Below are 22,017 nucleotides of genomic sequence, written 5' to 3' on the forward strand. Positions count from 1 at the left end.
GGGTAAATCCTTACTGTCAAACAAAGAAACTTATAGTATTTACTGCTCTTAATTTCTAGTAATATCGACTTAATTGGATAAACACATAGATAGAGTTGCTAAATTCAATATAACATAGCCAATACCAATTTTAATTCTTTTTAAGGCTCGACTTATTCTTTATTTATTTTGATGTATATGCCCACCATCGCCGCCAAAATCACCTGTATAAAGCTCTGACTTAGGCTCTTGCTTAGCAGTCTGATTGCAAGCCATGAGATTTAAACTTAAAAATAATAAACTCATTAAAAAGAAAATTGCTCTGTACATTAGATGACTCATTGATAACTCCTTATCCAAGGGTGATTTGATTATATCCACCATACCATAATCAATATCGGTAATATAGTTTTTTTCATTAAGTAATTACCTTAACGGGATTAGATAAATTTAATAAGCGCAAACCATTAGCAACCACAATTAAACTTGCCCCCATATCGGCAAAAACAGCCATCCAAAGTGTAGCAAAACCGCCAAGTGCTAAACCAAAAAAATAATTTTAATGACAATAGATAAGCTAATATTTTGCCGTAAAATGCGGGCAGTTTGACGGCTTAAGTCTATATAGTAGGGCAGCAACATTAAATTATCATTCATATTAACGCCACATCTGCTGTCTCTAACGCTGTGTCCGTTCCTTTGCCCATGGCAAAGCTAATAGACGCCTTACCCAAGGCGGGCGCATCATTAATCCCATCAACAACCATACCCACTGTTTTATATTGCTCTAATAGGCGGTTAATAGCTTGCATTTTTTCAGCAGACAAAATATTAGCCTTCACTTCATCAATTTACGTCAAATAAAGGCTATATTATTTGTTCTTTTTTAAGATAAAAGATATATTTCCTGTCCGTTCTAGAATGGCAAGTTCTACTAAAGAAAAATCTTCAGTATTCAATCTTTGGCGTAATTGTGCCAAAAGATCATTTTCACTAATGCTAAAGCGGCGCAGACTTTTATAATCCATCACGCCGTCTTTGATGAGATAGTGAGAGGATCCTTTAAATAGAAACCCTAATTTGTTAAAGAAAAAACAAAGTTTGGATAAAATGAAATGGAGGACCACTAAAGTTAGCAACGCTTCGACCGTTAACCATAAAGAATTTGTCCCCGCGATACCCCTGCTGATTAGGCCTCCTGCTATAGCAATAATTAAAAAATCTAAAGGCGTGCTTATATTAAATCGATGATTGGTAAATCGAAATAACAAAACACTTAAACAAAATAAAATAATACAACGAATCCATGCGCAAAAATAACTGGGATCAGTATTTATCCAATGCAGATAATCCATGCTTACTCCTGTTAAAAGCGTTTAATTTTATAAGGCACCCGATATGCCATGTAAGAAAACGGCAGCAAAAATCAGAAATATAATTAAAAAGCCCATCCATGGTAATGATTTTTTTTCTTTAATAAAAAAAATAATGATAAAAATAAGAATCAATAGCCCAATAAAGCCGCTTATCATCCAAAAATTTACTGTCATTAGGCCTCCTCATTAGTGGCAGGATAGCGCAGTAAACGAAGCCCATTGGCTACAACAATTAGACTGGCTCCCATATCTGCAAAGACCGCCATCCACAACGTGGCTATTCCTCCTAGCGCCAAAACAAAAAACACTCCCTTTATCGCAATAGATAAGCTAATATTTTGACGAAGAATTCGAACGGTCTTATGACTTAGATCAATATATAAAGGCAATCTTGCCAAGTCATCATTCATAAGCGCTACGTCTGCTGTCTCAAGAGCGGTATCGGTTCCTTTTCCCATGGCAAAACTTATTGAAGCTTTAGCAAGCGCAGGCGCATCATTGATGCCATCACCTACCATACCTACTGTTTTATATTGTTGTAATAAACTCTCTATGGCATCCATTTTATCTGTAGGTAAAACATTGGCTTTTACTTCATCAATACCGACTAATTTGGCAATAGCTTGAGCTGTAATTGCGTTGTCACCAGTCAACATGGTGGTTTTAATTCCCTGTTGGTGCAACTGCTCAATGGCATTTTTGCTCGTAGTGCGTAAAGTATCTGCTACCGCAAATATTGCTAAAACTTTAATGGAATTGCTTAAGATAACAGTTGTTTTCCCTTCCTCTTCCAGTTGCTTAAGCAGTTGCTCTACTATGGCGTTACATACCTGATTATCTTCTGCCAACTGATGATTGCCTACATAATATAATTCCTGATTGATTCGTCCTTTTACACCTCGCCCAGGAAGCGCGGTAAATTCATCAACCTTCATTAAAGGAGACTCAGGCTGTCTCTCTTTCCAATAATTCATTAATGCATGCGCAACAGGGTGTTCTGAGTGACTATCAAGACTTGCGGTTAGTAATAGTAGATGCTCTTCATCGTAACTTGAGTCATAAGCGATAAAATTAGTTACCTTAGGCTTACCTTCCGTTAAGGTTCCCGTTTTATCTAATGCAATCATTTTTAGTTTATAACCGTTTTCTAAATAATTACCTCCCTTAATAAGTAACCCTTTTTTTGCTGCCGAAGCTAGGCCACTGACAATGGTTATCGGAGTTGAAATAACTAAAGCGCAAGGACATGCAATGACTAACAAGGTCAATGCCTTATAAATCCAATCATAAAACGGATATCCCAGTGCAAGTGGTGGGACAAAGGCAACAATGACCGCAACCAATACCATAATCGGTGTGTAATATCTGGAAAATTGATCGACAAAGCGCTCTGTAGGCGCGCGTTCCGATTGTGCTTGTTCAATCGCTTTGCCTATTTTTGCAAGTAAGGTATCTCCCGATACTTTAGTAACCTTAATTTCAAAACTACCGTGTTCATTCAAAGTTCCGGCAAATACTTCATCTCCTATTTGCTTGGTTATTGGCATAGACTCACCCGTAACCGGTGCTTGGTTAACCGTACTTTGACCCAAGATAACTTCACCATCTAACGGAATACGCTCGCCAGGCTTTATCTTCACAATGGAGCCTACATTAACTTGCTCAACCATTTGGAGTTCCCATGCCCCATTTTCTTGTTTAACTAATGCTTTTTCTGGAGCAATTTGCATGAGACTTCTTATGGCAAGCCGTGCCTTATCTAAAGAATACCGTTCAATACGCTCCGCTAAGGCAAATAAAACAGTAACCATAGCAGCCTCTGGCCAGGCGCCAATAAAAAAAGCTCCAGTTACGGCAATTAACATTAGGCTATTAATATTCATTGCTTTTGTGCGTAAAGCGATAAGACCTTTTTTAAATAAAGTAAGCCCACTTAAACCAATTGCAATGAGTGCTGCAATCACACTTAAAATAAACCAGTCATTCGACAAGAAGTAAGTAATCAACTCGGAGCACAATGCAAAAACACCCGCAGTAATAAGTCGCGTCCAAGATGAATCTATAATTCTTTCGTTAGAGTCTTGCTTACCAACAGAATTAGTCTTAGGGCGTACATCCATCCCTAAAGCTTCTATCCGTCGTTGTAACTCATTAATCACTGATAATCGATGATGAATCGTTACTTCTTCAGTGATAAAATTAAAATCCAAATATTCAACTTCTGGCATATCCTGGAATTGCTTTCTAATGAGTTTTTCTTCTGAAGGGCAATCAAGCCCTGCAACGAAGAAAGTGGTTTTAGTTAAAGAAATCATAATGAAGCCCCACATTGACCACAAAACTTAGACCCAGGTATAATTAATGCGCCACATCGACATGCCGCACTGATTGAGTCTTTCCCGCATTGCCCGCAAAATTTAGACTGGTTATCCATAGTAGCCTGACAGTAAGGACATTTTCTGAGTGCTTCTTTATTAGAGTAATAAGGGGTATCCTGTCTATTGCTGTGATGCCCCCCTCTTCGGGAGCCATGGTGATTGGAACTATACCCACCATGATTGTTATTTTCCCCATGATGACTGTTCATATAATTATTAAAGATTCGTTTTAAAAAGCTCATATTAAACCTCCCCTTCTTCAGTAAAATGCTTTAGCAAATCATCTAAAATACACTTTACGTGCTCATCAAAAATGCTGTAATAAATATGTTTCCCTTGGCGCCTCGCTCTTAGGAGGCGAGCTGAACGCAAAAGACTTAAGTGATGACTAGCTAAGGGCACTGATAGGTGTAATTTTTCTGCAAGCGCTGAGACTGTTTGTGGGTTATTAAGACATGCTAGAAGAAGTTTTAGACGATTTGCCTCACCCATTAAATGCAAAATGTCGCTTAATGTTATGATTTGGTCTTGGGTTAACATAATAGTTAAACAATTAAACAAGTATTTAACTAAAATATAGTTAACTTTGATAATTTGTCAAATCAAAACCCTGGAGGTTTTACAATACCAGCAATAAAGAGCCAAGATTACTTAACATTAGGCGTAGATTTTAATTTTTTTCGCCGGTTATGAAACACATAATATAGGCCTGGTAACACAAGCAACGTCAAGAAAGTCGATGAAATAATCCCTCCTATGACGACAGTAGCTAATGGCCTTTGCACTTCAGAGCCTGTACCTGTGGCAAGCGCCATAGGAATAAAACCTAATGAGGCCACAAGCGCTGTCATTAGCACCGGACGCAGACGAGCAAGCGAACCTTGTAAGACGGCATCTTTTAAATAAACACCTTTCTGTTCACGTAATGTGTTGATAAAAGTAATCATGACAAGGCCATTTAATACCGCAACACCTGACAAGGCGATAAATCCCACGCCCGCAGAAATCGATAAAGGAATTCCGCGCAACCATAGAGCAAAAACGCCACCCGTTAAGGCCAGCGGAATACCGGTAAACACGAGTAGGGCATTTTTTACATTGCCAAAACTCATAAACAATAATAAGAAAATACCTAGCAGTGTAATGGGAACTACGATTTTTAATCGTGCAGCTGCCGATTGCAGCTGCTCAAATTGGCCGCCCCAGCTAATCCAATAGCCGCTGGGCAATTTAACATTTTGCTCAACACGCCGTTTTGCTTCATTCACAAACGAACTTAAATCCCGATTACGCACGTTGGCACTGACAACCACGCGCCGTTTGCCACTTTCACGACTAATTTGATTCGGGCTCTCGCTTTGAACGAAGGAGGCCACTTCACTAAGGGGAATAAAATGTTGCTCGCCATCTTTTGACAAGGGCAAAGGAACATATATTTGGCGAAGTACATTAGGATTGGTGCGCAATGACTCTGGTAGGCGGACAATTAAATCAAATCGTCTATCACCTTCAAAAAGATCACCGCCTTTTTTACCGCCAGTAGCGATGACAATCGCATCTTGAACCGTTGCAATTTGCAACCCATAACGCGCCAAGGCATCACGATTAATCTTAACGGTTAGAAGCGGCAAACCACTGACTTGCTCTACTTTGACATCGGCAGCACCTGGTACCTGTTTTAATTGAACGTTGATGTTATTAGCAATTAAAAGCAAAGTAGTCATGTCATCACCAAATACTTTTACCGCCACATCACTACGAACACCTGAAATGAGTTCATTAAAGCGCATTTGGATGGGTTGAGTAAATTCATAATTATTACCCGGAAGTTCTTTTACAGCGTGCTCAATGTCTTGCACCAATGCTTGTTTATTTTTTTTAGGGTCAGCCCAGTCCTTGCGAGGTTTTAAAATAATAAAGGTATCCGCTACGTTAGGAGGCATGGGGTCAGTTGCTACTTCGGCCGTACCTAATTTGGAAAAAACCCGCTTTACTTCTGGAAATTGGCTTATGCGCTCTTCAACAAGGTGCTGCATAGTAATGGCTTGGGTTAAACTGGTTCCGGGAATGCGCATAGCATGCATCGCAATATCGCCTTCATCCAAACTTGGGATAAATTCCCCGCCTAGGCGAAAGGCAATGAAGAGACTGATAGCAACCAATAAAGCAGCAAGACTTATCACTAAGTTTCTTGCATGAAAACAACGGCGCAGTACTTTGGCATAACCAAGTGACAAGTAATATACCAACCAGTTTTCTTTTTCTTGCACCCGACCTCCTAAGAAAATAGCAACTGCCGCTGGTACAAAAGTCAAAGCAAAAAGCATGGAGGCAAGAAGCGCAATAATGACAGTTTCAGCCATCGGTAAAAACATTTTTCCCTCAACACCGGTTAAGGTGAGAATAGGTAAATACACAACAGTGATAATAAACACGCCAAAGATACTAGGTCGAATGACTTCCGTTGTTGCATGAGCAATCACTTTTAACCGCTCTTCTAAATTTAAGACTTTCTGTAGCGCATGTTGCTGTTCGCCTAGATGTTTAATGCAGTTCTCAACAATAATGACAGCGCCATCAACAATTAAACCGAAATCAAGCGCGCCTAAGCTCATTAAATTGGCACTTATTTGATTCGTTACCATGCCCGTAATGGTTAATAACATGGACAGAGGGATGACCATGGCGGTAATAAGAGCGGCTCGAATGTTACCTAAAAACAAAAATAAAATTACACAAACAAGTAGAGCACCTTCAAGTAAGTTTTTCTTAACGGTATCAATGGTCGCATTGACTAGCAAGGTGCGATTATACACGGTTACAGCTTCAACGCCTTCAGGGAGCGTTTTATTAATGTCCTTCATTTTAAGTGCTACGCGCTCTGAAACCGTCCGACTGTTTTCACCTATCAGCATAAACACTGTACCCAAAACGACTTCTCTACCATTTTCGGTAGCAGCACCTGTACGTAACTCTTTACCTAAGGCTACCTCTGCAACATCACGAATTCGAACAGGTGTTCCTTCAAAACTTGCAATAACAATATTTTCAATATCAGCAATATTTTGAACTTGTCCCGGAACACGAATTAAATTTTGCTCGCCATTTGTTTCAATGTAGCCAGCGCCAACATTAGCGTTATTGCGCTGAAGTGCCTGAACTACATCATTCAAACTTAATCGGTAACGTACAAGTTTCATGGGATTAGGCGTGATATGAAATTGCTTTTCATAGCCACCAATCGTATTCACTTCAGCAACCCCTTCGACATTGCGTAATTGCGGCTTAATAATCCAATCTTGAATGGTGCGAAGCTCAGTCGGATTATAACGTTGGCTTGCCGGGGTATTAAGCTTATTGGTCACCGTATACATAAAGATTTCGCCAAGGCCGGTTGAAATTGGGCCTAAAGTGGTTTCAGTTTCTGGGGGTAATTTATCTTTAACGGCTTGCAAGCGCTCATTAATAAGCTGGCGTGCAAAATAAATATCAGTACCATCTTTAAATACTACCGTCACTTGCGATAATCCATACCGTGATAAAGAGCGGGTGTAATTAAGATTTGGTAACCCACTCATGGCAAGCTCAATAGGAAAAGTAATACGTTGCTCTACCTCAAAAGGAGAATAGCCCGATGCCTGGGTATTAATTTGTACTTGCACATTAGTAATATCAGGCACGGCATCAATAGGCAATCGCTGATAATTATAAACACCTAAAATGGCAATCATTAAGGTAAATAAAAGGATAAACCAACGATGTTTTAAGGAAAAACGGATTATTTTCTGAAGCATCAGCTACCCTTAATGTTCATGACTTGCGCCGTCTTTGCCAAGCTCGGCTTTCATAAAGAAGCTATTTTTACTCACGTAGCGCTCCCCTTTATCTAGCCCTGAAATAACCTCGACCCATTGCTCATCTTTTTGGCCTAAAATAACAGGTGTAGCTTCAAAATAATCCCCTTGTTGAATAAAGATAACTTCTTTTTGATTGATGCGCTGAACAGCAGACAGTAAAACAGCAACAGGCGCTATCGTCTCCTTAATGGTAATGGCACCATTAATATACATGCCAGGTATCCAAATGCGATTTTCATTAGGAAGCACTGCCCGTGCTAAGGTAGTTTGACTGTCTTCAATGCCTAAAGGCGCAATATATGAAACGGTAGTTATTGTTTTGGGTTTTCCTTCATCGCCTGTCACGTCTACTTCCATGCCTTGCTTGACCAAAGGCGCCTCTTTTCGATATAAGGTAAAATCTGCCCATACATTCGCTAAATTGGCCACCTCATAAATAGGTTTGGTATTTTGGGCAAGCTCCCCAGTCGTTGCAGATTTTTGTACAATAGTACCTGTAATGGGTGCGTTAATTGTGTAATTTTGCAAACTTTCATTACTTTCAATAACAACTAAAGCATCACCCTTTCTAACCTCATCACCCAGATTTTTAGTCATTGACTTAATAATACCCACATAACGCGCATAAATAGGCGCCAGAGTGTCGCGATTAGGCACAATCTTTCCTACCACATTTAGTTTCGTCTTAATCGTTTGGCTTTGGGCAATGGCTGTTTCAATATCGGTAGCCTTAAGAATACCTGCTGCAACTTTAATTCGGCCCTCATAAGTTTCATAACGCCAAGTATAGCGCTTATTTTGTAAGACTAATTCAATCACAACATCAAAGGAATGAGGCTCACGAATCGCCTGATTGCTTTGTAAAAAGTTTTCAATAGCAGTAAAGGTTATGTCTTCTTTTTTATCATTAAAGCGAGTTAACTGAATAGCTAATTGCGCTGTATTAGGTTTAATAAGCTCGCCATTTTTATAGAGATAGACACGAAAATGAGGTGGCATGCCGCGTTCAAACATTAAAAGCTCAAGTGCCACACTCCCTTCTTTAAATAATCTTCCGCCCTGAGGGCCTTTTTCTATACTTTCCTGATGACCACGTTCTTCATCACCATGAGACGTTTCATCTGCCCATAAAGATGAAGGACTTAATCCTAGTAAAAGAATTAAAAGCGTAAGGTTTCGAAGGATTAACTTTATAGACTTCACTTGCTCTCCTTAACAGAATTTAGCCCTAAGAGGGCGGTGAGCTCAATTAAGGCCTTATGATAATCAGCATGGGCTTGTTGATAATGCCGCTCTTCCTCATAAAGCATATTAAGGGCTGTGGACAGTTCAATGTAGGTATAGCGTCCCATTTTAAATCCTTCTTGAGCTAGATTTATTGCGTTACGTGCCAAAGGCAATAAGGAGCTAGTCACTAAATTAGCCTCATAACGACTCTGCTTGGCTTGCAAAAAAGCCGTATATACACTTTGTCTTATGGTTAATTTCATACCTTGAAACTCATAAGCAACTTGGCTATATTGCGCCTCAGCGGTCAAAATTCTTCCTTGATTGCGATCATAGACAGGTATTGGTGCAGCCACTGCAGCGACTGCAGCCAAACTATCATCATCTGCAAAGTGACGAGCGCCTAATTGAACATTTAAATCGGGCCAAACTGACTTTTTAACTGCAGAAATGCTGGCACGTTTAGCTTGCAACTGCAGTTGGATTTGCCTGAGCTGGGGACTTTGGGATAGTTTTTTTAGCAATCCTGACCAATTTAGTGAGACGCTAGGCAAACCTTTATCGACTAGCGGCCTATTTACTTTTAACCTATCCCCTAATAAGCGTGCGAGTTTCGCTCGTTGCAATAATGCTTCGCGTGCGGCTCTATTTTCTTGGATTTTAGCGTCCCCTAACCGAATTTGTGCCAATCGTAAATCTAATTGAGAGCCTGCGCCTGCATTAACTCGCTTTTCAATAGCAGCCACAATCCCTTGGTTAAGGTTGGCTAATTTTTGGGTGACCTTATGCCATTGGCCTGCATAAAATGCATCCACATAAGCAATCCCGACCGCACGATAAAGAGCTGCTTGCTGCACGCTTATCTGGGCAAGTGAAGCCAGATAATCAACATAAGCTGCATTTTTTAAATAAAATAATCGATTGCCTAAAGGAATAGGCTGAGTGATAGCAAGGGTTGTTTCTGCCGCTTCATAGCCTGAGTATTTGCCAGAGCCGCCAAAGTTTTCCGCGGTTAGCGCTACTTGCGGATTTGGGTAGAGACCACTTTGGATAAATGAACCGCGCATTGCATTGGCTTTATTTATTTCTGCTTGTAGCTCAGGATTATTACAATAAGCAGTTGCCAAAGCTTCTTTAAAAGTCAAAGGGGTAGAGGCAAGTGCTTTCGAAAGAAAAAAGTTAACCGCAATTAAAATTATTAACTGTGAAAAATAGCGCATCCTTTGCCTTAAAATCTATCCATTGCATACCCTTTTAGTGTATACTGAATTGGTTAAATGATACAGCCTATATTAAGCCTATTTTACCTCTCATTAATGGCGCGATTGATGCGTGATACTTCGTTACGGTGCTCTGGATGGCTTGACATGAAATTTCTCCTATATACGCCTATAGGCATATACCCGTGGGGTATTTTGTCAAATTTAGGATAATTTTCCTTAAGGAAAATGCTGTGATCTTGAATTATTTCAAATGAGCTATTTTTTTGACTTTTTATTTCTTTAGAAATCTTGAATTTCAAGTAAAGTAGATATTAGCATTGCGTAGCCAATAAAAATAAATAAGTATGTCAACGTTTAGTACACGTAATAGAAATAGCCGATTATCTTTAATGAATCAATTTAGTTAACTAGAGGCGTCTATTAATCTATCTAAAGTTAAAATCATCTATTAATTATTCTTTGCAAACTAATTACAGTGCCTAGGATATCGCTTTTATATCAGAATTAATAATTATCTTTAGATGCAATTAATTCAAATTCTGGTTATGTTTTTGATGTCGAAAGTTGCTTATATTTACGAATAATAACTTAACTATCTTCTTTAAGCTTGGCAACTACCATGCTGAATTCCTAAGTCTTCAATCAGAATAAAGCGATGCTCTTTATTTCCACCATAAAATTTTGGGACATTATGGCTTTTTTGCTTAATCTCAGAGGCAAACTCAAGACCTGCCTATTCCGTGCAAATCGTGCATATGCTTCTTCATCATCAGCATCCGTGTCTCCTCTTAGAGGTTGCTTTAAAATAATACTTTTAGGAATTTCTTTCGCTTGGCTTGATAAAAATAGTCTTACTACGCAATTTCTACGCTCAGGCTCACTTAAAAATTGAGTGGAAATTATCTTAACCTCTGCAGTAAATTTCTTATTTAATATATAGGTGATGTTATCAAGAAGATTAGAATCAAAAATTCTGTGTTCATTTAGGGCGCTGGCTTTCATTTTTCAAACCTTGGAATCCGCAATCAATAATCATCATATCCGGCGGTATCCGCGATTGTATTATCAAAATCAGTTTATTCAAACTAATAATAGGTTTATGCGTCAGTAATTAATATGTGCAGATTTTTTGAATAACTTTGCCAACGATAACTATTTCTATATCATCAACTACTTTAATATTTGGCCAATCATCATTTAAAGTCAAAAGCTCAAATTCCGACGTGGTGTAAGACAATTTTTTATACTTGCAAATGATAATCTCCTGCCGCTCTTTAATTTTAACACCAACATAATCTCCAGGCTTAAAAAACTCCAAAGGATCTATGACAAGAACATCATTCACTCGAATCTCAGGAGTCATACTTTCATCTGACATTTTCACTGCAAACGCCTCATTACTTAATTCTGGTACTAATGCAGCACTAATAGAAATAAATACGGCATTAGCATTTGTGCCTTGCTCACGAATTGCGTTGATATGTAATTTCGATTCACAAGCCTGGCGAGGATCCAAAAGTGGGATTAAATGGGTAGGACTCTTAGCCTTTTTTACTCGTACTTCATCTGACAAGCACATTAAAAAAGCTGGCGAAATATCCAGCGCCAGTGCTAGTTGCTTTATTTCTTCTGGCCCAGGAGCACGAATACCCTGCTCCCAATTGGTTAGGCGTGTTTGCTTAAGGCCACCTGCAAGTTCACCAAGCTCTTTTAGAGTTAAGCCTTTTGATTTCCTGGCTTCGAGGATACGCCTGCCAATTTCTTTTTTGATGTTAGGTACAGTCAAATTTACCTCAAAAATCTAGTTTACCTATTGATATATCACAAATTGTGATATATAGTGAAGCTCTTTATTCACAATTTGTGATAATTAAGTTTTATTTAATAAATATATCACACTATGAAAATAAAAACGAGGATTAACAGGGATAGGGACGATGTTAGATTTTGTCATAAATAGTAATGAGCTGGCGGCAATGAGTGGCTTAACTCATATCCAGCAATTGACTTATCTTAGAGGAATAAGGCCGTATATGGATGTGAAAACAGGAATAACAGGTATCAAGCGGCGAATTAGCCATCAATCTATATCTGAACAGCTTTACATTGAGCCGCATCAAGGTATTAAAAGCCAAAGCTTTTCGCGCGATCAAGTACGTCGTGCTGTTTATGGTTTAGTTCGTGCAGGCTTAATTGAAGTTCAATCTGATGGTATGCAACTCATTTTAAAATGTCCATTAGCTTCAACGGATTATTTTGTCCAAAATAAAGCCGCCATAAAGCCACCACAGAAAGTCGCCACCCCTACTAATCAAGACAACACAGAAAATATAAGGGTTTTCGGCAATAAAACCATTTATCCCGCCACACCAAAAACTATAAAAGCCGCCATACCTCAATATAATAATTATTATATTTTTTTATTTAAGCAATTCGAAAAATTTTGGGAACTTTATCCTGTCAAAAAATCTCAGCAACAAGCATGGCAAGTTTTTCAAGAACTAAACCCTTCAAGCACTTTAATCGAACAAATCCTTTTAGCGCTGCAAGCACAAGTTAATTTTATCCAACAACAAAAAGCGCAAGGCCTTTGGGTACCAAATTGGAAAAACCCAGCAAATTGGCTGACACAGCAATGCTGGGCTGATGAGTTAACACAATATTCCCAGGACATTAACAATGCAAATTATGAAACAAGTCATACACAACCTACCGCTTACGACCCGCTCTGGAGCAGCTGCGGTTCCGGCAGTGAAAATGAATCTGGAAAAAACGGCGAAGACGAAGCCAGCAATGTTATCAGCTTCGCAAGGCGTGCCAATGAACGCGAAACGTATTGATAATTTGTTTTTACAATTTGGCGCGTTTTATGGGCAACTCTGGCGGAGCCAATTAAAAGAGGAAAATTTTATTAAATTTATGAAGCAACAGTGGCAAGAAGCACTCTGCGAAATTGATGACAGGATTTTTGAGCTTGCAATTAAAGAGTGTCGTACTAATCGCGAATTTCCACCCACTTTACCTCAGTTTGTTGATATATGCCGTGATATTAAACGCAGACATAACTTTATTAGGCGGGTAGAAAAAGAGCACCCGCGTAATTTAGAAGTGGCGGCATTTAATCTCGCAAAAATAAAACAACAGTTAAACATGAAACTATAGGAGAAAGCACATGATCATTTTAACCCGTCGCGTTGGCGAGCAAATTTTAATTAATAAAGGTCAAATCAAAATCAAAATTTTGTTTGAGCATGACGGCAACGTCGTAGTAGGTATTCAAGCTCCCCCTCATGTTGATGTCGATGGCAAACAAATTTTTATGCGCAAATTAGCGAGTGCACGTTTGGCCAATCTCAAACTCGCTAACGATAAAAATTTCAATTGTTCTGCGGCTCAAGATTAAAGAGAAATGAAGCCTTGTGCCCATTTATAACGAAAGGAGAAAGAGCATGTTGATTTTAACAAGAAAAATCGGAGAGTCAGTTGTGATTAGTGAAGATGTCTACTGTACGGTGGTTGGATATCGTAACGGTGAGGTTAGACTCGCTTTTGATGCACCTCAGTCAATTCCAGTTCACCGTGATGAAATTCAAAGGCGGATTTATCGGGAGCGGCAGAAGGATAATTGGTTCAATGATCACCTTCCAAATAAAGAAAGCATTGTTGAGCGTTTAATCAGCAAATTCAAACATGGCAGAGCGGCTGAAAGCCATCAATGATTAGCTATAAGATTTAGGAAATAAGCTTATGAAAGCATCAGAAGAACAAGGAATAACAGTTAAAGACAGAGCTCGTGAAAAGCTAAGGCGCGATTTAGGAGATGTGATTGAACAAGCATTAAATGATCCCAAAACTGTTGAAATCATGCTGAATGCTGATGGTAGGCTTTGGCAGGAACGACTTGGCGAGACGATGCGCTGCATAGGTAGTGTTAGTGAAGCTCGTGCAGAATCCATCATTAAAACAATTGCAGGGTTTCATGGTAAAGAAGTAACACGTTTTAATCCAATTTTGGAAGGAGAGCTACCGCTGGATGGCTCTCGCTTTGCAGGACAATTACCACCAGTGGTTTCAAAACCGACCTTTGCGATTCGTAAAAAAGCTATAGCGGTTTTTAGCTTAGATGACTATGTACAATCGGCAATTATGACAAAAGCGCAACATGCATTACTTAAGGAAGCAGTCGTTGCACATCAAAACATTTTAATTGTTGGCGGCACTGGTTCGGGTAAAACCACATTAGTAAACGCCATTATCAATGAAATGGTTATTAATTTTCCCAATGAGCGCGTTTTTATTATTGAGGATACAGGCGAGATTCAATGTAACGCTAAGAATTTTGTTCAATACCACACTACTTTGAATGTCAGTATGACCCAACTTTTGAAAACCACACTTAGAATGCGGCCAGATCGAATTCTCATTGGTGAAGTTCGAGGTAGTGAAGCGCTTGATTTACTTGATGCATGGAATACTGGCCATGAAGGTGGCGCTGCTACCTTGCATGCTAATAGCGCGCTTTCCGGACTTTATCGCTTGAAATCTCTTATCACTCGAAATCCTGCAGCGCCCGCTGAAATCGAACCTTTAATTGCTGAAGCGGTTCATTGTGTAGTGTATATCGCCAGGACCCCCATAGGACGCCGAGTAGAAGAAATCATATCCATAAATGGCTACAAAAATGGTCATTACAACATTGAAAAACTTGTTTAAGGAGAATGAATGAATCAGGTAATTAACTTCAATTCTAAGAGCCTATGGTTGCTAGGAACAATCTTTTTATTGCTATTGCTAATGAATCATCCTGCATGCGCAACCAATGCAGGTGGTGGCCTTCCCTTCGACTCATGGCTAACCAAAATACAAAAATCAGTGACAGGCCCTTTTGCTTTTTCCGCTGCGATTATTGGGTTGGTCGCTGCTGGCGCCACACTTATTTTTGGTGGCGAGATGAATGGCTTTATGCGCTCCTTAGTTTTTTTTGTGTTGGTGCTTTCATTCTTAGTTGCTGCAGAAAACACGCTAACAGCCATTACTGGCAAAGGGGCAGAAATTTCAAAGCCTTCTGCTGAGGAGATTGTAATGGAGTTGAGAGTATGACTCTTCGTACTATCCCTATACATAGATGCGGCAACCGTCCCAGCTTGTTTATGGGCGGAGACCGCGAGTTGGTTATGTTCTCAGGGTTACTATCGGCCATTTTAGTCTTTGCGGCCCAAGACTGGCTAGCAGCGGTTGTGGGTATTCTACTATGGTTTGCATCATTGAAGGGCTTAAGAATCATGGCTAAATCGGATCCATATATGAGAGCGATTTATTTAAGACAAAGACGTTATCAATCTTATTATCCTGCTCGTTCAACCCCTTTTAGAAACAATAAACGAGGTTATGCATGATTGAATTGATTACTTTTTTAATCAGCATCGTGGGACTTGTCCTGTTAGGTACGTTGTTTTGGGAAGTTCGTAGGAAAAGCCGTAAATCCTCTATCAAAAAGTATCGAAGCCATACAGCGGGACTAGTTGATTTGCTTAATTATGCCTCAGTTGTCGATGATGGCGTTATTATCGGTAAAAACGGTTCATTTATGGCGGCTTGGCTTTATCAAGGTGAGGATATTGCCAATATAACGGATAAAGCACGTGAAATAATGGCCTTTCGCATCAATCAAGCGTTGTCTGCCATGGGCAATGGCTGGATGATTCATATGGATGCAATCAGACGGGCTGCTCCTGGTTACAGTGAGCGTGGCTATTCTTACTTTCCCGATACCATATCAATGGCAGTTGATGAAGAAAGAAGGCAACTATTTGAAGGTGTAGGGACCTTATATGAAGGCTATTTTGTTATCACGTTAACATGGTATCCGCCAGTACTGGCACAAAAGCGTTTTGTTGAGTTGATGTTTGATGATTCAGGTGAGCATTTAAGTCAGAAAGCAAAAACGAATCAGCTCATTGAAGAGTTTAAGCAGGCCTGCCGAAATTTTGAATCACGCATGAGTTCAGCCCTTCATTTGGAAAGACTTAAAGCTGAAAAGTTTGTTGATAATGAAGGTAACGTTGTTGTGCAAGACCATTTTTTAAGATATTTACAATTCTGCACTACGGGACTAAATCATCCCGTTAATTTATCTAAAAATCCTATCTATCTCGATGCCATGATAGGAGGGCAAGAATTAATTACAGGCATTATCCCAAAGCTTGGTCGAAAATTTATTCAATGCGTGGCGATTGAAGGTTTTCCTATGGAGTCTTATCCGGGTATTTTAACAGCGCTAACTCAACTACCTGTTGAATATCGCTGGAATTCTCGCTTTATCTTTATGGATGCGCATGAAGCAATAGCGCACTACACTAAATTTCGCAAAAAATGGAAACAAAAAGTTAGAGGCTTTTTCGATCAACTCTTTAATACCAATTCAGGCATTATTGATGAAGATGCGATGGACATGGTGAAAGATGCGCAGGCAGCCATTGCTGAAACTAATTCAGGGCTGGTGGGCCAAGGATATTACACCTCAGTGGTTGTATTAATGGATGAGGATCGGGCACAAGTTGAAAGAGCGGCGCTCTTTATTGAGAAAAACATTAATGCGCTGGGCTTTACAGCACGAACAGAAACCATTAATACCATGGATGCCTTTATAGGCAGCCTACCTGGCCATGGTGTCGAAAATATCAGGCGGCCTTTGATTAACACCATGAATTTAGCGGATTTATTACCCACCTCTAGCATCTGGACAGGTGAAAATAGTGCACCATGCCCCCTTTTTCCACCGTCATCACCGCCTTTAATGCATTGTGTCACCAGCGGTAATGCGCCGTTTCGCCTAAATCTTCATGTAAGAGATTTAGGTCATGGCATTATGTTTGGCCCAACCCGCTCTGGTAAATCCACACATCTTGGCTTAATTGCCTTATCCTGGCGACGTTACAAAGATGCCCGTATTTATTCTTTTGATAAGGGTCTGTCTATGTATCCAACTTGCAAAGCAACAGGCGGTGAGCATTACACGATTGCTGATAAAGATTCGCACCTTTCCTTTGCTCCTTTACAGTTTTTAGATACCCAGGCAGACAGAGCTTGGGCTATGGAGTGGATTGATACAATTTTGACATTAAATGGTTTAGATACCACACCTATTCAGCGCAATGAAATCGCTCACGCCATTATCAGCATGCATCAAAGTGGCTCTAAAACGTTATCAGAATTTGTTATGACCATTCAGGATGAATCCATTCGAGAGGCCCTGAAGCAGTATACGATTGATGGCTTGATGGGTCATTTATTAGATGCTGAACGTGATGGCTTGAGCTTGTCTTCATTTATGACTTTCGAGATTGAGCACTTAATGAGTTTGGGCGAAAAATTCGCCCTTCCTGTGTTGCTTTATTTGTTTCGGCGTATTGAAACGTCACTCGATGGGCGTCCAACACTCATCTTACTGGATGAGGCATGGCTGATGCTCGCGCACCCTGTCTTTAAAAACAAGATTGCTGAGTGGCTTGATTCCATGGCTAAGAAAAATTGTGTGGTTTTTATGGCAACACAACATTTATCACATGCAGCGAGTTCTGGCATTTTAGATATTATTGTTGAATCAACAGCTACCAAAATCTTTCTACCCAATTTGTATGCAAGCGATCCTGAAACGCGTGTGATTTATGAACGCATGGGCTTAAATCCACGTCAAATTGACATTATTGCATCGGCTCAACCTAAGCGTGATTACTATTATGTCAGCGAAAAAGGACAACGGCTTTATCAACTTGCTTTAGGCCCTATGGCACTCGCTTTTGTAGGGGCGACTGATCCTGACTCTATTGAACGTATGAAGCAGCTCGAATCGAAATATGGTGACGAATGGGTATCCTACTGGCTCTCAGAAAAGGGAGTCCAGATGAAACAGTACGGAGAAGCAGCATGAAAAAAATAAAACAACTGACTAATACTCCAAAACCTCAAGGCAAGAACGAAGCGTTAACTGATAATCCCTATCTCAACGCTAAAAGAGCATGGAACGTTCATACGGCAGGCTTGATGAAATCGCTACAGGTTTGGCAACTAGTGGGTTTAAGTAGCCTCTTAGTGACCATAGCCGCTGTTGGCGGACTAATATCCATTGGTAGCCAATCCAAATTTATTCCCTTAGTTTTTCAGCAGGATGCCAATGGCAATACCTTGTCAGTCACTCGTGCGGATAGAGTTGGACAGGTCAGTATAGATGACTATCGAGCAGCAGCGGCCCACTTCATTGAAAGCATCCGCATGGTTAGTGTTGATAGCGCACTGCAAAAGAAAGCAATCTTTCAAGTTTACTCCTATTTAAACTCTAATGATGCAGCACTCGCCAAAGTTCAGGATTTTTACAACGATAAACAACAATCTAATCCTTTTGAAAGAGCGAGACATGAGATTGTCAGTATTGAAATTCGTTCAGTGCTCCAGGAGTCTGATGAAACCTGGCAGGTTGCTTGGGTTGAAACGGTGAGAAACCGTGACGGAACGCTTAAAGAAAAGCCTTACATGATGAAAGCCATGCTAACGATGTATCAAGATAACGAACTTAATGATGTTTCTAATGAGTCTATTTTGAAGAACCCTCACTTAATTTACGTTCGTGATTTTAACTGGTCATATGAATTAAAGCATGGAGAAAACAGATGAAAAAAATAATACTCTCATTTTGCTTACTGATGCCCTTGGCTGGTTTTGCTCTAGATAATAAGGAGCTAGCGAATCGTTATTTTTCTGATAATGACTCCAAGCTCTCAAGCCAAGAAAAACAGGCTTTAGACATTGCGAAACGTTGGCAAAAGGGAAATAAAACCAGTAAACCTTTCGCTTCTGCCGATGGCTCTGTAAGTTTTATTTATGGCTCAGGACAAATCAGAGTGGTCTGTGCACCTTTGCAGGTTTGCGATATTGCTTTGCAACCAGGAGAGCAGCTGAATGATATTAATGTGGGCGATCCACGTTTCATCATCGAGCCATCTATTACAGGCGCAGGTGTCAATCAACAAATTCATCTACTCATTAAGCCTAAAGATGTTGATCTTGATTCCTCATTGGTGGTGAGCACAGACAGAAGAACCTATCATTTTAGACTAAAGTCAGACCGCTCTGAATTTATGCCTTACGTATCTTTTATTTATCCTGACGATGCAAAAGCGAAATGGCGTTTAATTCAGCAAATTCAGGCAGAAAGACGCAAAGAGAATACCTTGCCAGAAACCAATGAGTACCTTGGTGATCTTAACTTTAACTACCGAATTTATGGCAATGCACGATTTAAGCCAGTTCGAGTTTATAACAATGGAGTAAAAACTATTATTGAGATGCCTAGAGCTATAGCTCAAAGCGAAGCGCCTGCCCTACTGGTTTTAAGAAGCCATGGCCTATTCCAAAAGTCAGAAACCGTCATGGTGAATTATCGTCTGCAAGGTTGCCGTTACATCGTTGATAGCATTTTTGATAAGGCCATATTAGTTGTCGGAAGTGGAAGAGCACAAGAAAAAATTACAATTACGAGGTGCTAATAATGAGGGAATTAAGTATTTTATGGCTTGCTATGATGCTGTCAAGTTGTACTGGCATACGTTATGGGAATTTTACACAGGCCTCCCAAAGCCGGGATGCTTATCTAGCACAAGATGCGGTATCTCAATTAAGACATGTCTATCCACCTGCTCAACATACGTTTTGCATTAATCAAAAATTAAGGGATGCCTTTGGCATCAGCTTAATTTACGAAATGCGAAAGAAAGGTTATGGCGTGATTGAAAATAATTGTCCTAAGCAAAAGACCAATTTTTTCTATGTTATTGATGAAATTGAGCCACGCAACCTTTATCGAACCAGCCTTTATATTGGTTCACAGGCTCTCAGTAGAGTTTATGCTCAAACAAACAAAAAACTTCTTCCTGTCAGCGCATGGTCTCATAAGGAGTAAAATTGATGGATCAAAATACTAAATTGCTATCAAAGGACTACTCACCGCAAAAGCTTAAGCCAGTCGGTGTAAAGCGCGTAAACAATATTCCACTGTTCATTGCTGTAGGCATTTTGACTATTTTTGTCGTGTTGATAGCACTCGTTGCCAATAAAAGAGCAATGGCACAAGATCATCCAATTCAGATGGCAAAGGTGAAAGATCTTAAAAAAAGCACCATGAATTTGGCTTATGATGTAATAGGAAATCACAAAGTTGCTGTGATGCCGCCACAAGATCAAGTAACAGCCACCAATCAAGAGGTTTATCTGCCCGTACCTGGACAAGAAAACTTACCTCGAAAGCAAGAGATAGTTAATCAAGATGTGCCGGATGCTGAAATAGAGCGTATTCGCCAGGAAAAAACACAAGCATTTGAAGAAGCAGTCAAAGCAAAAACATCTGTTATGGTGGATAACACACGGCTTAATAATAGGGAAAATATAAAAAGAGCTATACGTAATCCTGGCATCACCTTCGATGCTGATACATCGCTTGCATTTAAAGAGCAACTTCTATCCTTACAAGGAAGAAATAATAAACCTATGCCAGAAACATTGGGTGGGAGAGAAAATGAGACGCGCTGGCATTTAAATTCAAAGCTTGAAAACCCAGGTAGTCGATATGAACTTAGAGCGGGTAGCGTAATCCCAGGCATAATGATCAGTGGCATTACCTCTGAATTACCAGGACAAATTATCGGTCAGGTTTCCCAAAACGTTTATGACACCGCTTCAGGTAAATATCTTTTAATTCCACAAGGTACTAAAATAGTTGGCATTTATTCTAGCGACGTAAATTTTGGCCAAAATTCAATATTAGTGGCTTGGCAGCGATTGGTATTTCCTGATGGTAAAGCATTAGATATTGGCTCCATGCCTGGCGCTGATAGTGCAGGATTCGCCGGCTTTCGTGATCAAGTTAATCATCATTATGCAAGAGTTTATGGCTCAGCACTTTTAATGTCTGGCATTGTTGCAGGTATTACCTACAGCCAAAATATAAACCAGCCTAACCAGTTTGGTTATAACCAGCCTACAGTAGGTAGTGTCTTGAGTCAGGCATTAGGACAACAACTAGGTGAAGTAACATCACAGATGGTTTCAAAAAACCTAAATGTATCCCCCACCCTCAACATTCGTCCAGGTTACCGCTTCAATATCATTGTCGTAAAAGATTTAACCTTTAAAGAACCGTATAGACAATTTGTTTATTAATACAGGGGAATGTAATGAAGTTTAAAATCATGTTTATTTATCTCTGGACGTTAAATGTCTTTGCAAGCGGAGCACCCGTATTCGATGTTGCTAATTGGATTCAAAATGGAAAGATGATTTTGAATCAGATTAAAGAGTATAAAACCCAAGTTGATCAATACAAAAATCAGCTTCAGCAATACCAAAATATGCTGGAAAACACCAAATCACTGACCTCCTTTCAATGGGACAATGCTAACTCTGTCATTAACAATCTGTTGGAGTCGACTAATACAATTGATTATTACAAGCAGGAAGCAGGCAGCCTGCAAGGTTACCTAGATCGTTTTCAAAGCCAAGAATATTATCAAAAAACGTCTTGCTTCAATGGTAATGGTCCGTGTTCACCTGAAGAGCTTAGGAAAATTAATCAAAGTAGATTAACAGCATCTGTTGCCGAAAAGCGTGCCAATGATGCCATGCTCAAAGGTATTGATAAGCAACAACAAAGCTTAAAAACGGATTCAGCAAAACTACGTATTTTACAATCTCAAGCACAAAGTGCCGTTGGCCAGAAACAAGCACTCCAGGCAGCTTCTCAATTAGCCAGCAACCAATCTCATCAATTACTTCAAATAAGAGGCCTACTATTGGCGCAACAAAATGCCCAGGCAGTAAAAGATGCCGCTAGCACAAATAAAGAAGCTATACAGGCTGCAGGGGATACGCAATTTAGGGCGGGTACTTACCATAAAAGTTCAAGTAAAAAATGGTAATTCACTACAAC

At 39.7% G+C, this 22,017-nt stretch carries 24 protein-coding genes and 1 pseudogene; 13 read left to right on the top strand and 12 right to left on the bottom strand.

Annotated elements, in window-relative coordinates:
- Nucleotides 1-159: 159 nt before the first annotated feature.
- The 12 genes and pseudogenes from ACNVED_RS13130 to ACNVED_RS13185 all read right to left on the bottom strand — a co-directional run bounded on the left by ACNVED_RS13130 (nt 160) and on the right by ACNVED_RS13185 (nt 11,826).
- Nucleotides 160-321: a hypothetical protein gene (locus ACNVED_RS13130; RefSeq protein ID WP_419419442.1), complete on the bottom strand. Its 162-nt coding sequence runs from the start codon at nt 319-321 to the stop codon at nt 160-162.
- 76 nt (nt 322-397) lie between these two features.
- Nucleotides 398-830 (bottom strand): annotated as a pseudogene (locus ACNVED_RS13135) (cation-transporting P-type ATPase); the annotation flags it as partial.
- 21 nt (nt 831-851) lie between these two features.
- Nucleotides 852-1,334 (bottom strand): DUF421 domain-containing protein, encoded by a 483-nt coding sequence (locus ACNVED_RS13140; RefSeq protein WP_419419443.1) that lies wholly within the window; start codon nt 1,332-1,334, stop codon nt 852-854.
- A 27-nt stretch (nt 1,335-1,361) separates the two neighbouring features.
- A complete protein-coding gene (locus tag ACNVED_RS13145) occupies nt 1,362-1,529 on the bottom strand; it encodes a hypothetical protein (protein WP_419419444.1) in 168 nt (55 codons plus the stop codon).
- Entirely contained in the window at nt 1,529-3,673 is a 2,145-nt protein-coding gene (locus ACNVED_RS13150) for a heavy metal translocating P-type ATPase (protein ID WP_419421197.1), read from the bottom strand. Before ACNVED_RS13150 ends, ACNVED_RS13145 begins: the two co-directional genes overlap by 1 nt.
- A complete protein-coding gene (locus ACNVED_RS13155) occupies nt 3,667-3,975 on the bottom strand; it encodes a zinc ribbon domain-containing protein (protein ID WP_419419445.1) in 309 nt (102 codons plus the stop codon). Before ACNVED_RS13155 ends, ACNVED_RS13150 begins: the two co-directional genes overlap by 7 nt.
- A 1-nt stretch (nt 3,976) precedes the next feature.
- A complete protein-coding gene (locus ACNVED_RS13160) occupies nt 3,977-4,273 on the bottom strand; it encodes an ArsR/SmtB family transcription factor (RefSeq protein ID WP_419419446.1) in 297 nt (98 codons plus the stop codon).
- A 107-nt stretch (nt 4,274-4,380) separates the two neighbouring features.
- Nucleotides 4,381-7,527 carry a CusA/CzcA family heavy metal efflux RND transporter gene (locus ACNVED_RS13165; protein WP_419419447.1) on the bottom strand — a complete coding sequence of 1,049 codons (3,147 nt, stop codon included), beginning with the start codon at nt 7,525-7,527 and terminating at the stop codon, nt 4,381-4,383.
- A 9-nt stretch (nt 7,528-7,536) separates the two neighbouring features.
- Complete coding sequence (locus tag ACNVED_RS13170) at nt 7,537-8,793, bottom strand: efflux RND transporter periplasmic adaptor subunit (RefSeq protein WP_419419448.1); 1,257 nt, start codon at nt 8,791-8,793, stop codon at nt 7,537-7,539.
- Nucleotides 8,790-10,037, bottom strand: coding sequence for a TolC family protein (locus ACNVED_RS13175; protein ID WP_419419449.1), 1,248 nt, complete (start codon nt 10,035-10,037; stop codon nt 8,790-8,792). Before ACNVED_RS13175 ends, ACNVED_RS13170 begins: the two co-directional genes overlap by 4 nt.
- Nucleotides 10,038-10,682: 645 nt before the next feature.
- Complete coding sequence (locus ACNVED_RS13180) at nt 10,683-11,042, bottom strand: hypothetical protein (protein ID WP_419419450.1); 360 nt, start codon at nt 11,040-11,042, stop codon at nt 10,683-10,685.
- A 109-nt stretch (nt 11,043-11,151) separates the two neighbouring features.
- Nucleotides 11,152-11,826 carry a helix-turn-helix domain-containing protein gene (locus ACNVED_RS13185; RefSeq protein ID WP_419419451.1) on the bottom strand — a complete coding sequence of 225 codons (675 nt, stop codon included), beginning with the start codon at nt 11,824-11,826 and terminating at the stop codon, nt 11,152-11,154.
- A 151-nt stretch (nt 11,827-11,977) separates the two neighbouring features.
- On the opposite strand from ACNVED_RS13185, the gene ACNVED_RS13190 reads away from it, so the two are divergent.
- Genes ACNVED_RS13190 through trbJ form a run of 13 tightly spaced genes read left to right on the top strand, consistent with a single transcriptional unit; the run spans nt 11,978 to nt 22,006 of the window.
- Complete coding sequence (locus ACNVED_RS13190) at nt 11,978-12,880, top strand: hypothetical protein (RefSeq protein ID WP_419419452.1); 903 nt, start codon at nt 11,978-11,980, stop codon at nt 12,878-12,880.
- Nucleotides 12,861-13,202 (top strand): Vir protein, encoded by a 342-nt coding sequence (locus ACNVED_RS13195; RefSeq protein WP_419419453.1) that lies wholly within the window; start codon nt 12,861-12,863, stop codon nt 13,200-13,202. Before ACNVED_RS13190 ends, ACNVED_RS13195 begins: the two co-directional genes overlap by 20 nt.
- A 10-nt stretch (nt 13,203-13,212) precedes the next feature.
- Nucleotides 13,213-13,443, top strand: coding sequence for a carbon storage regulator (locus tag ACNVED_RS13200; protein ID WP_419419454.1), 231 nt, complete (start codon nt 13,213-13,215; stop codon nt 13,441-13,443).
- A gap of 46 nt (nt 13,444-13,489) precedes the next feature.
- Nucleotides 13,490-13,759 carry a carbon storage regulator CsrA gene (gene csrA, locus ACNVED_RS13205; RefSeq protein ID WP_419419455.1) on the top strand — a complete coding sequence of 90 codons (270 nt, stop codon included), beginning with the start codon at nt 13,490-13,492 and terminating at the stop codon, nt 13,757-13,759.
- Between the two features lie 28 nt (nt 13,760-13,787).
- Complete coding sequence (trbB, locus tag ACNVED_RS13210; protein WP_419419456.1) at nt 13,788-14,753, top strand: P-type conjugative transfer ATPase TrbB; 966 nt, start codon at nt 13,788-13,790, stop codon at nt 14,751-14,753.
- Between the two features lie 9 nt (nt 14,754-14,762).
- Nucleotides 14,763-15,140, top strand: a complete 378-nt coding sequence (locus ACNVED_RS13215; RefSeq protein WP_419419457.1) for a TrbC/VirB2 family protein — start codon at nt 14,763-14,765, stop codon at nt 15,138-15,140.
- The gene (locus tag ACNVED_RS13220; RefSeq protein ID WP_419419458.1) at nt 15,137-15,436 is read left to right on the top strand and encodes a conjugal transfer protein TrbD; all 300 of its coding nucleotides are present in this window, start codon (nt 15,137-15,139) and stop codon (nt 15,434-15,436) included. Before ACNVED_RS13215 ends, ACNVED_RS13220 begins: the two co-directional genes overlap by 4 nt.
- A complete protein-coding gene (locus ACNVED_RS13225) occupies nt 15,433-17,970 on the top strand; it encodes a conjugal transfer protein TrbE (RefSeq protein WP_419419459.1) in 2,538 nt (845 codons plus the stop codon). Before ACNVED_RS13220 ends, ACNVED_RS13225 begins: the two co-directional genes overlap by 4 nt.
- A complete protein-coding gene (locus ACNVED_RS13230) occupies nt 17,967-18,710 on the top strand; it encodes a conjugal transfer protein TrbF (RefSeq protein WP_419419460.1) in 744 nt (247 codons plus the stop codon). Before ACNVED_RS13225 ends, ACNVED_RS13230 begins: the two co-directional genes overlap by 4 nt.
- Entirely contained in the window at nt 18,707-19,582 is an 876-nt protein-coding gene (gene trbG / locus ACNVED_RS13235; protein ID WP_419419461.1) for a P-type conjugative transfer protein TrbG, read from the top strand. Before ACNVED_RS13230 ends, trbG begins: the two co-directional genes overlap by 4 nt.
- 2 nt (nt 19,583-19,584) lie before the next feature.
- The gene (locus ACNVED_RS13240; protein ID WP_419419462.1) at nt 19,585-19,995 is read left to right on the top strand and encodes a conjugal transfer protein TrbH; all 411 of its coding nucleotides are present in this window, start codon (nt 19,585-19,587) and stop codon (nt 19,993-19,995) included.
- A gap of 5 nt (nt 19,996-20,000) precedes the next feature.
- Nucleotides 20,001-21,251 (top strand): TrbI/VirB10 family protein, encoded by a 1,251-nt coding sequence (locus tag ACNVED_RS13245; protein ID WP_419419463.1) that lies wholly within the window; start codon nt 20,001-20,003, stop codon nt 21,249-21,251.
- Nucleotides 21,252-21,265: 14 nt separating this feature from the next.
- Entirely contained in the window at nt 21,266-22,006 is a 741-nt protein-coding gene (gene trbJ, locus ACNVED_RS13250) for a P-type conjugative transfer protein TrbJ (RefSeq protein ID WP_419419464.1), read from the top strand.
- Nucleotides 22,007-22,017 lie beyond the last annotated feature (11 nt).

This window comes from Legionella sp. D16C41 (assembly GCF_048541585.1).
GTDB lineage: Bacteria > Pseudomonadota > Gammaproteobacteria > Legionellales > Legionellaceae > Legionella_C.

What these genes read in the sequence shown, in the direction of transcription:
- ACNVED_RS13140 (WP_419419443.1), bottom strand. Translation starts at nt 1,334, where the DNA reads ATGGATTATCTGCATTGGATAAATACTGATCCCAGTTATTTTTGCGCA.
- ACNVED_RS13175 (WP_419419449.1), bottom strand. Translation starts at nt 10,037, where the DNA reads ATGCGCTATTTTTCACAGTTAATAATTTTAATTGCGGTTAACTTTTTT.
- ACNVED_RS13240 (WP_419419462.1), top strand. Translation starts at nt 19,585, where the DNA reads ATGAGGGAATTAAGTATTTTATGGCTTGCTATGATGCTGTCAAGTTGT.
- ACNVED_RS13215 (WP_419419457.1), top strand. Translation starts at nt 14,763, where the DNA reads ATGAATCAGGTAATTAACTTCAATTCTAAGAGCCTATGGTTGCTAGGA.
- trbJ (WP_419419464.1), top strand. Translation starts at nt 21,266, where the DNA reads ATGAAGTTTAAAATCATGTTTATTTATCTCTGGACGTTAAATGTCTTT.
- csrA (WP_419419455.1), top strand. Translation starts at nt 13,490, where the DNA reads ATGTTGATTTTAACAAGAAAAATCGGAGAGTCAGTTGTGATTAGTGAA.
- ACNVED_RS13130 (WP_419419442.1), bottom strand. Translation starts at nt 321, where the DNA reads ATGAGTCATCTAATGTACAGAGCAATTTTCTTTTTAATGAGTTTATTA.
- ACNVED_RS13155 (WP_419419445.1), bottom strand. Translation starts at nt 3,975, where the DNA reads ATGAGCTTTTTAAAACGAATCTTTAATAATTATATGAACAGTCATCAT.
- ACNVED_RS13165 (WP_419419447.1), bottom strand. Translation starts at nt 7,527, where the DNA reads ATGCTTCAGAAAATAATCCGTTTTTCCTTAAAACATCGTTGGTTTATC.
- ACNVED_RS13145 (WP_419419444.1), bottom strand. Translation starts at nt 1,529, where the DNA reads ATGACAGTAAATTTTTGGATGATAAGCGGCTTTATTGGGCTATTGATT.
- ACNVED_RS13200 (WP_419419454.1), top strand. Translation starts at nt 13,213, where the DNA reads ATGATCATTTTAACCCGTCGCGTTGGCGAGCAAATTTTAATTAATAAA.
- trbB (WP_419419456.1), top strand. Translation starts at nt 13,788, where the DNA reads ATGAAAGCATCAGAAGAACAAGGAATAACAGTTAAAGACAGAGCTCGT.
- ACNVED_RS13195 (WP_419419453.1), top strand. Translation starts at nt 12,861, where the DNA reads ATGAACGCGAAACGTATTGATAATTTGTTTTTACAATTTGGCGCGTTT.
- ACNVED_RS13160 (WP_419419446.1), bottom strand. Translation starts at nt 4,273, where the DNA reads ATGTTAACCCAAGACCAAATCATAACATTAAGCGACATTTTGCATTTA.
- ACNVED_RS13190 (WP_419419452.1), top strand. Translation starts at nt 11,978, where the DNA reads ATGTTAGATTTTGTCATAAATAGTAATGAGCTGGCGGCAATGAGTGGC.
- trbG (WP_419419461.1), top strand. Translation starts at nt 18,707, where the DNA reads ATGAAAAAAATAATACTCTCATTTTGCTTACTGATGCCCTTGGCTGGT.
- ACNVED_RS13230 (WP_419419460.1), top strand. Translation starts at nt 17,967, where the DNA reads ATGAAAAAAATAAAACAACTGACTAATACTCCAAAACCTCAAGGCAAG.
- ACNVED_RS13220 (WP_419419458.1), top strand. Translation starts at nt 15,137, where the DNA reads ATGACTCTTCGTACTATCCCTATACATAGATGCGGCAACCGTCCCAGC.
- ACNVED_RS13245 (WP_419419463.1), top strand. Translation starts at nt 20,001, where the DNA reads ATGGATCAAAATACTAAATTGCTATCAAAGGACTACTCACCGCAAAAG.
- ACNVED_RS13180 (WP_419419450.1), bottom strand. Translation starts at nt 11,042, where the DNA reads ATGAAAGCCAGCGCCCTAAATGAACACAGAATTTTTGATTCTAATCTT.
- ACNVED_RS13225 (WP_419419459.1), top strand. Translation starts at nt 15,433, where the DNA reads ATGATTGAATTGATTACTTTTTTAATCAGCATCGTGGGACTTGTCCTG.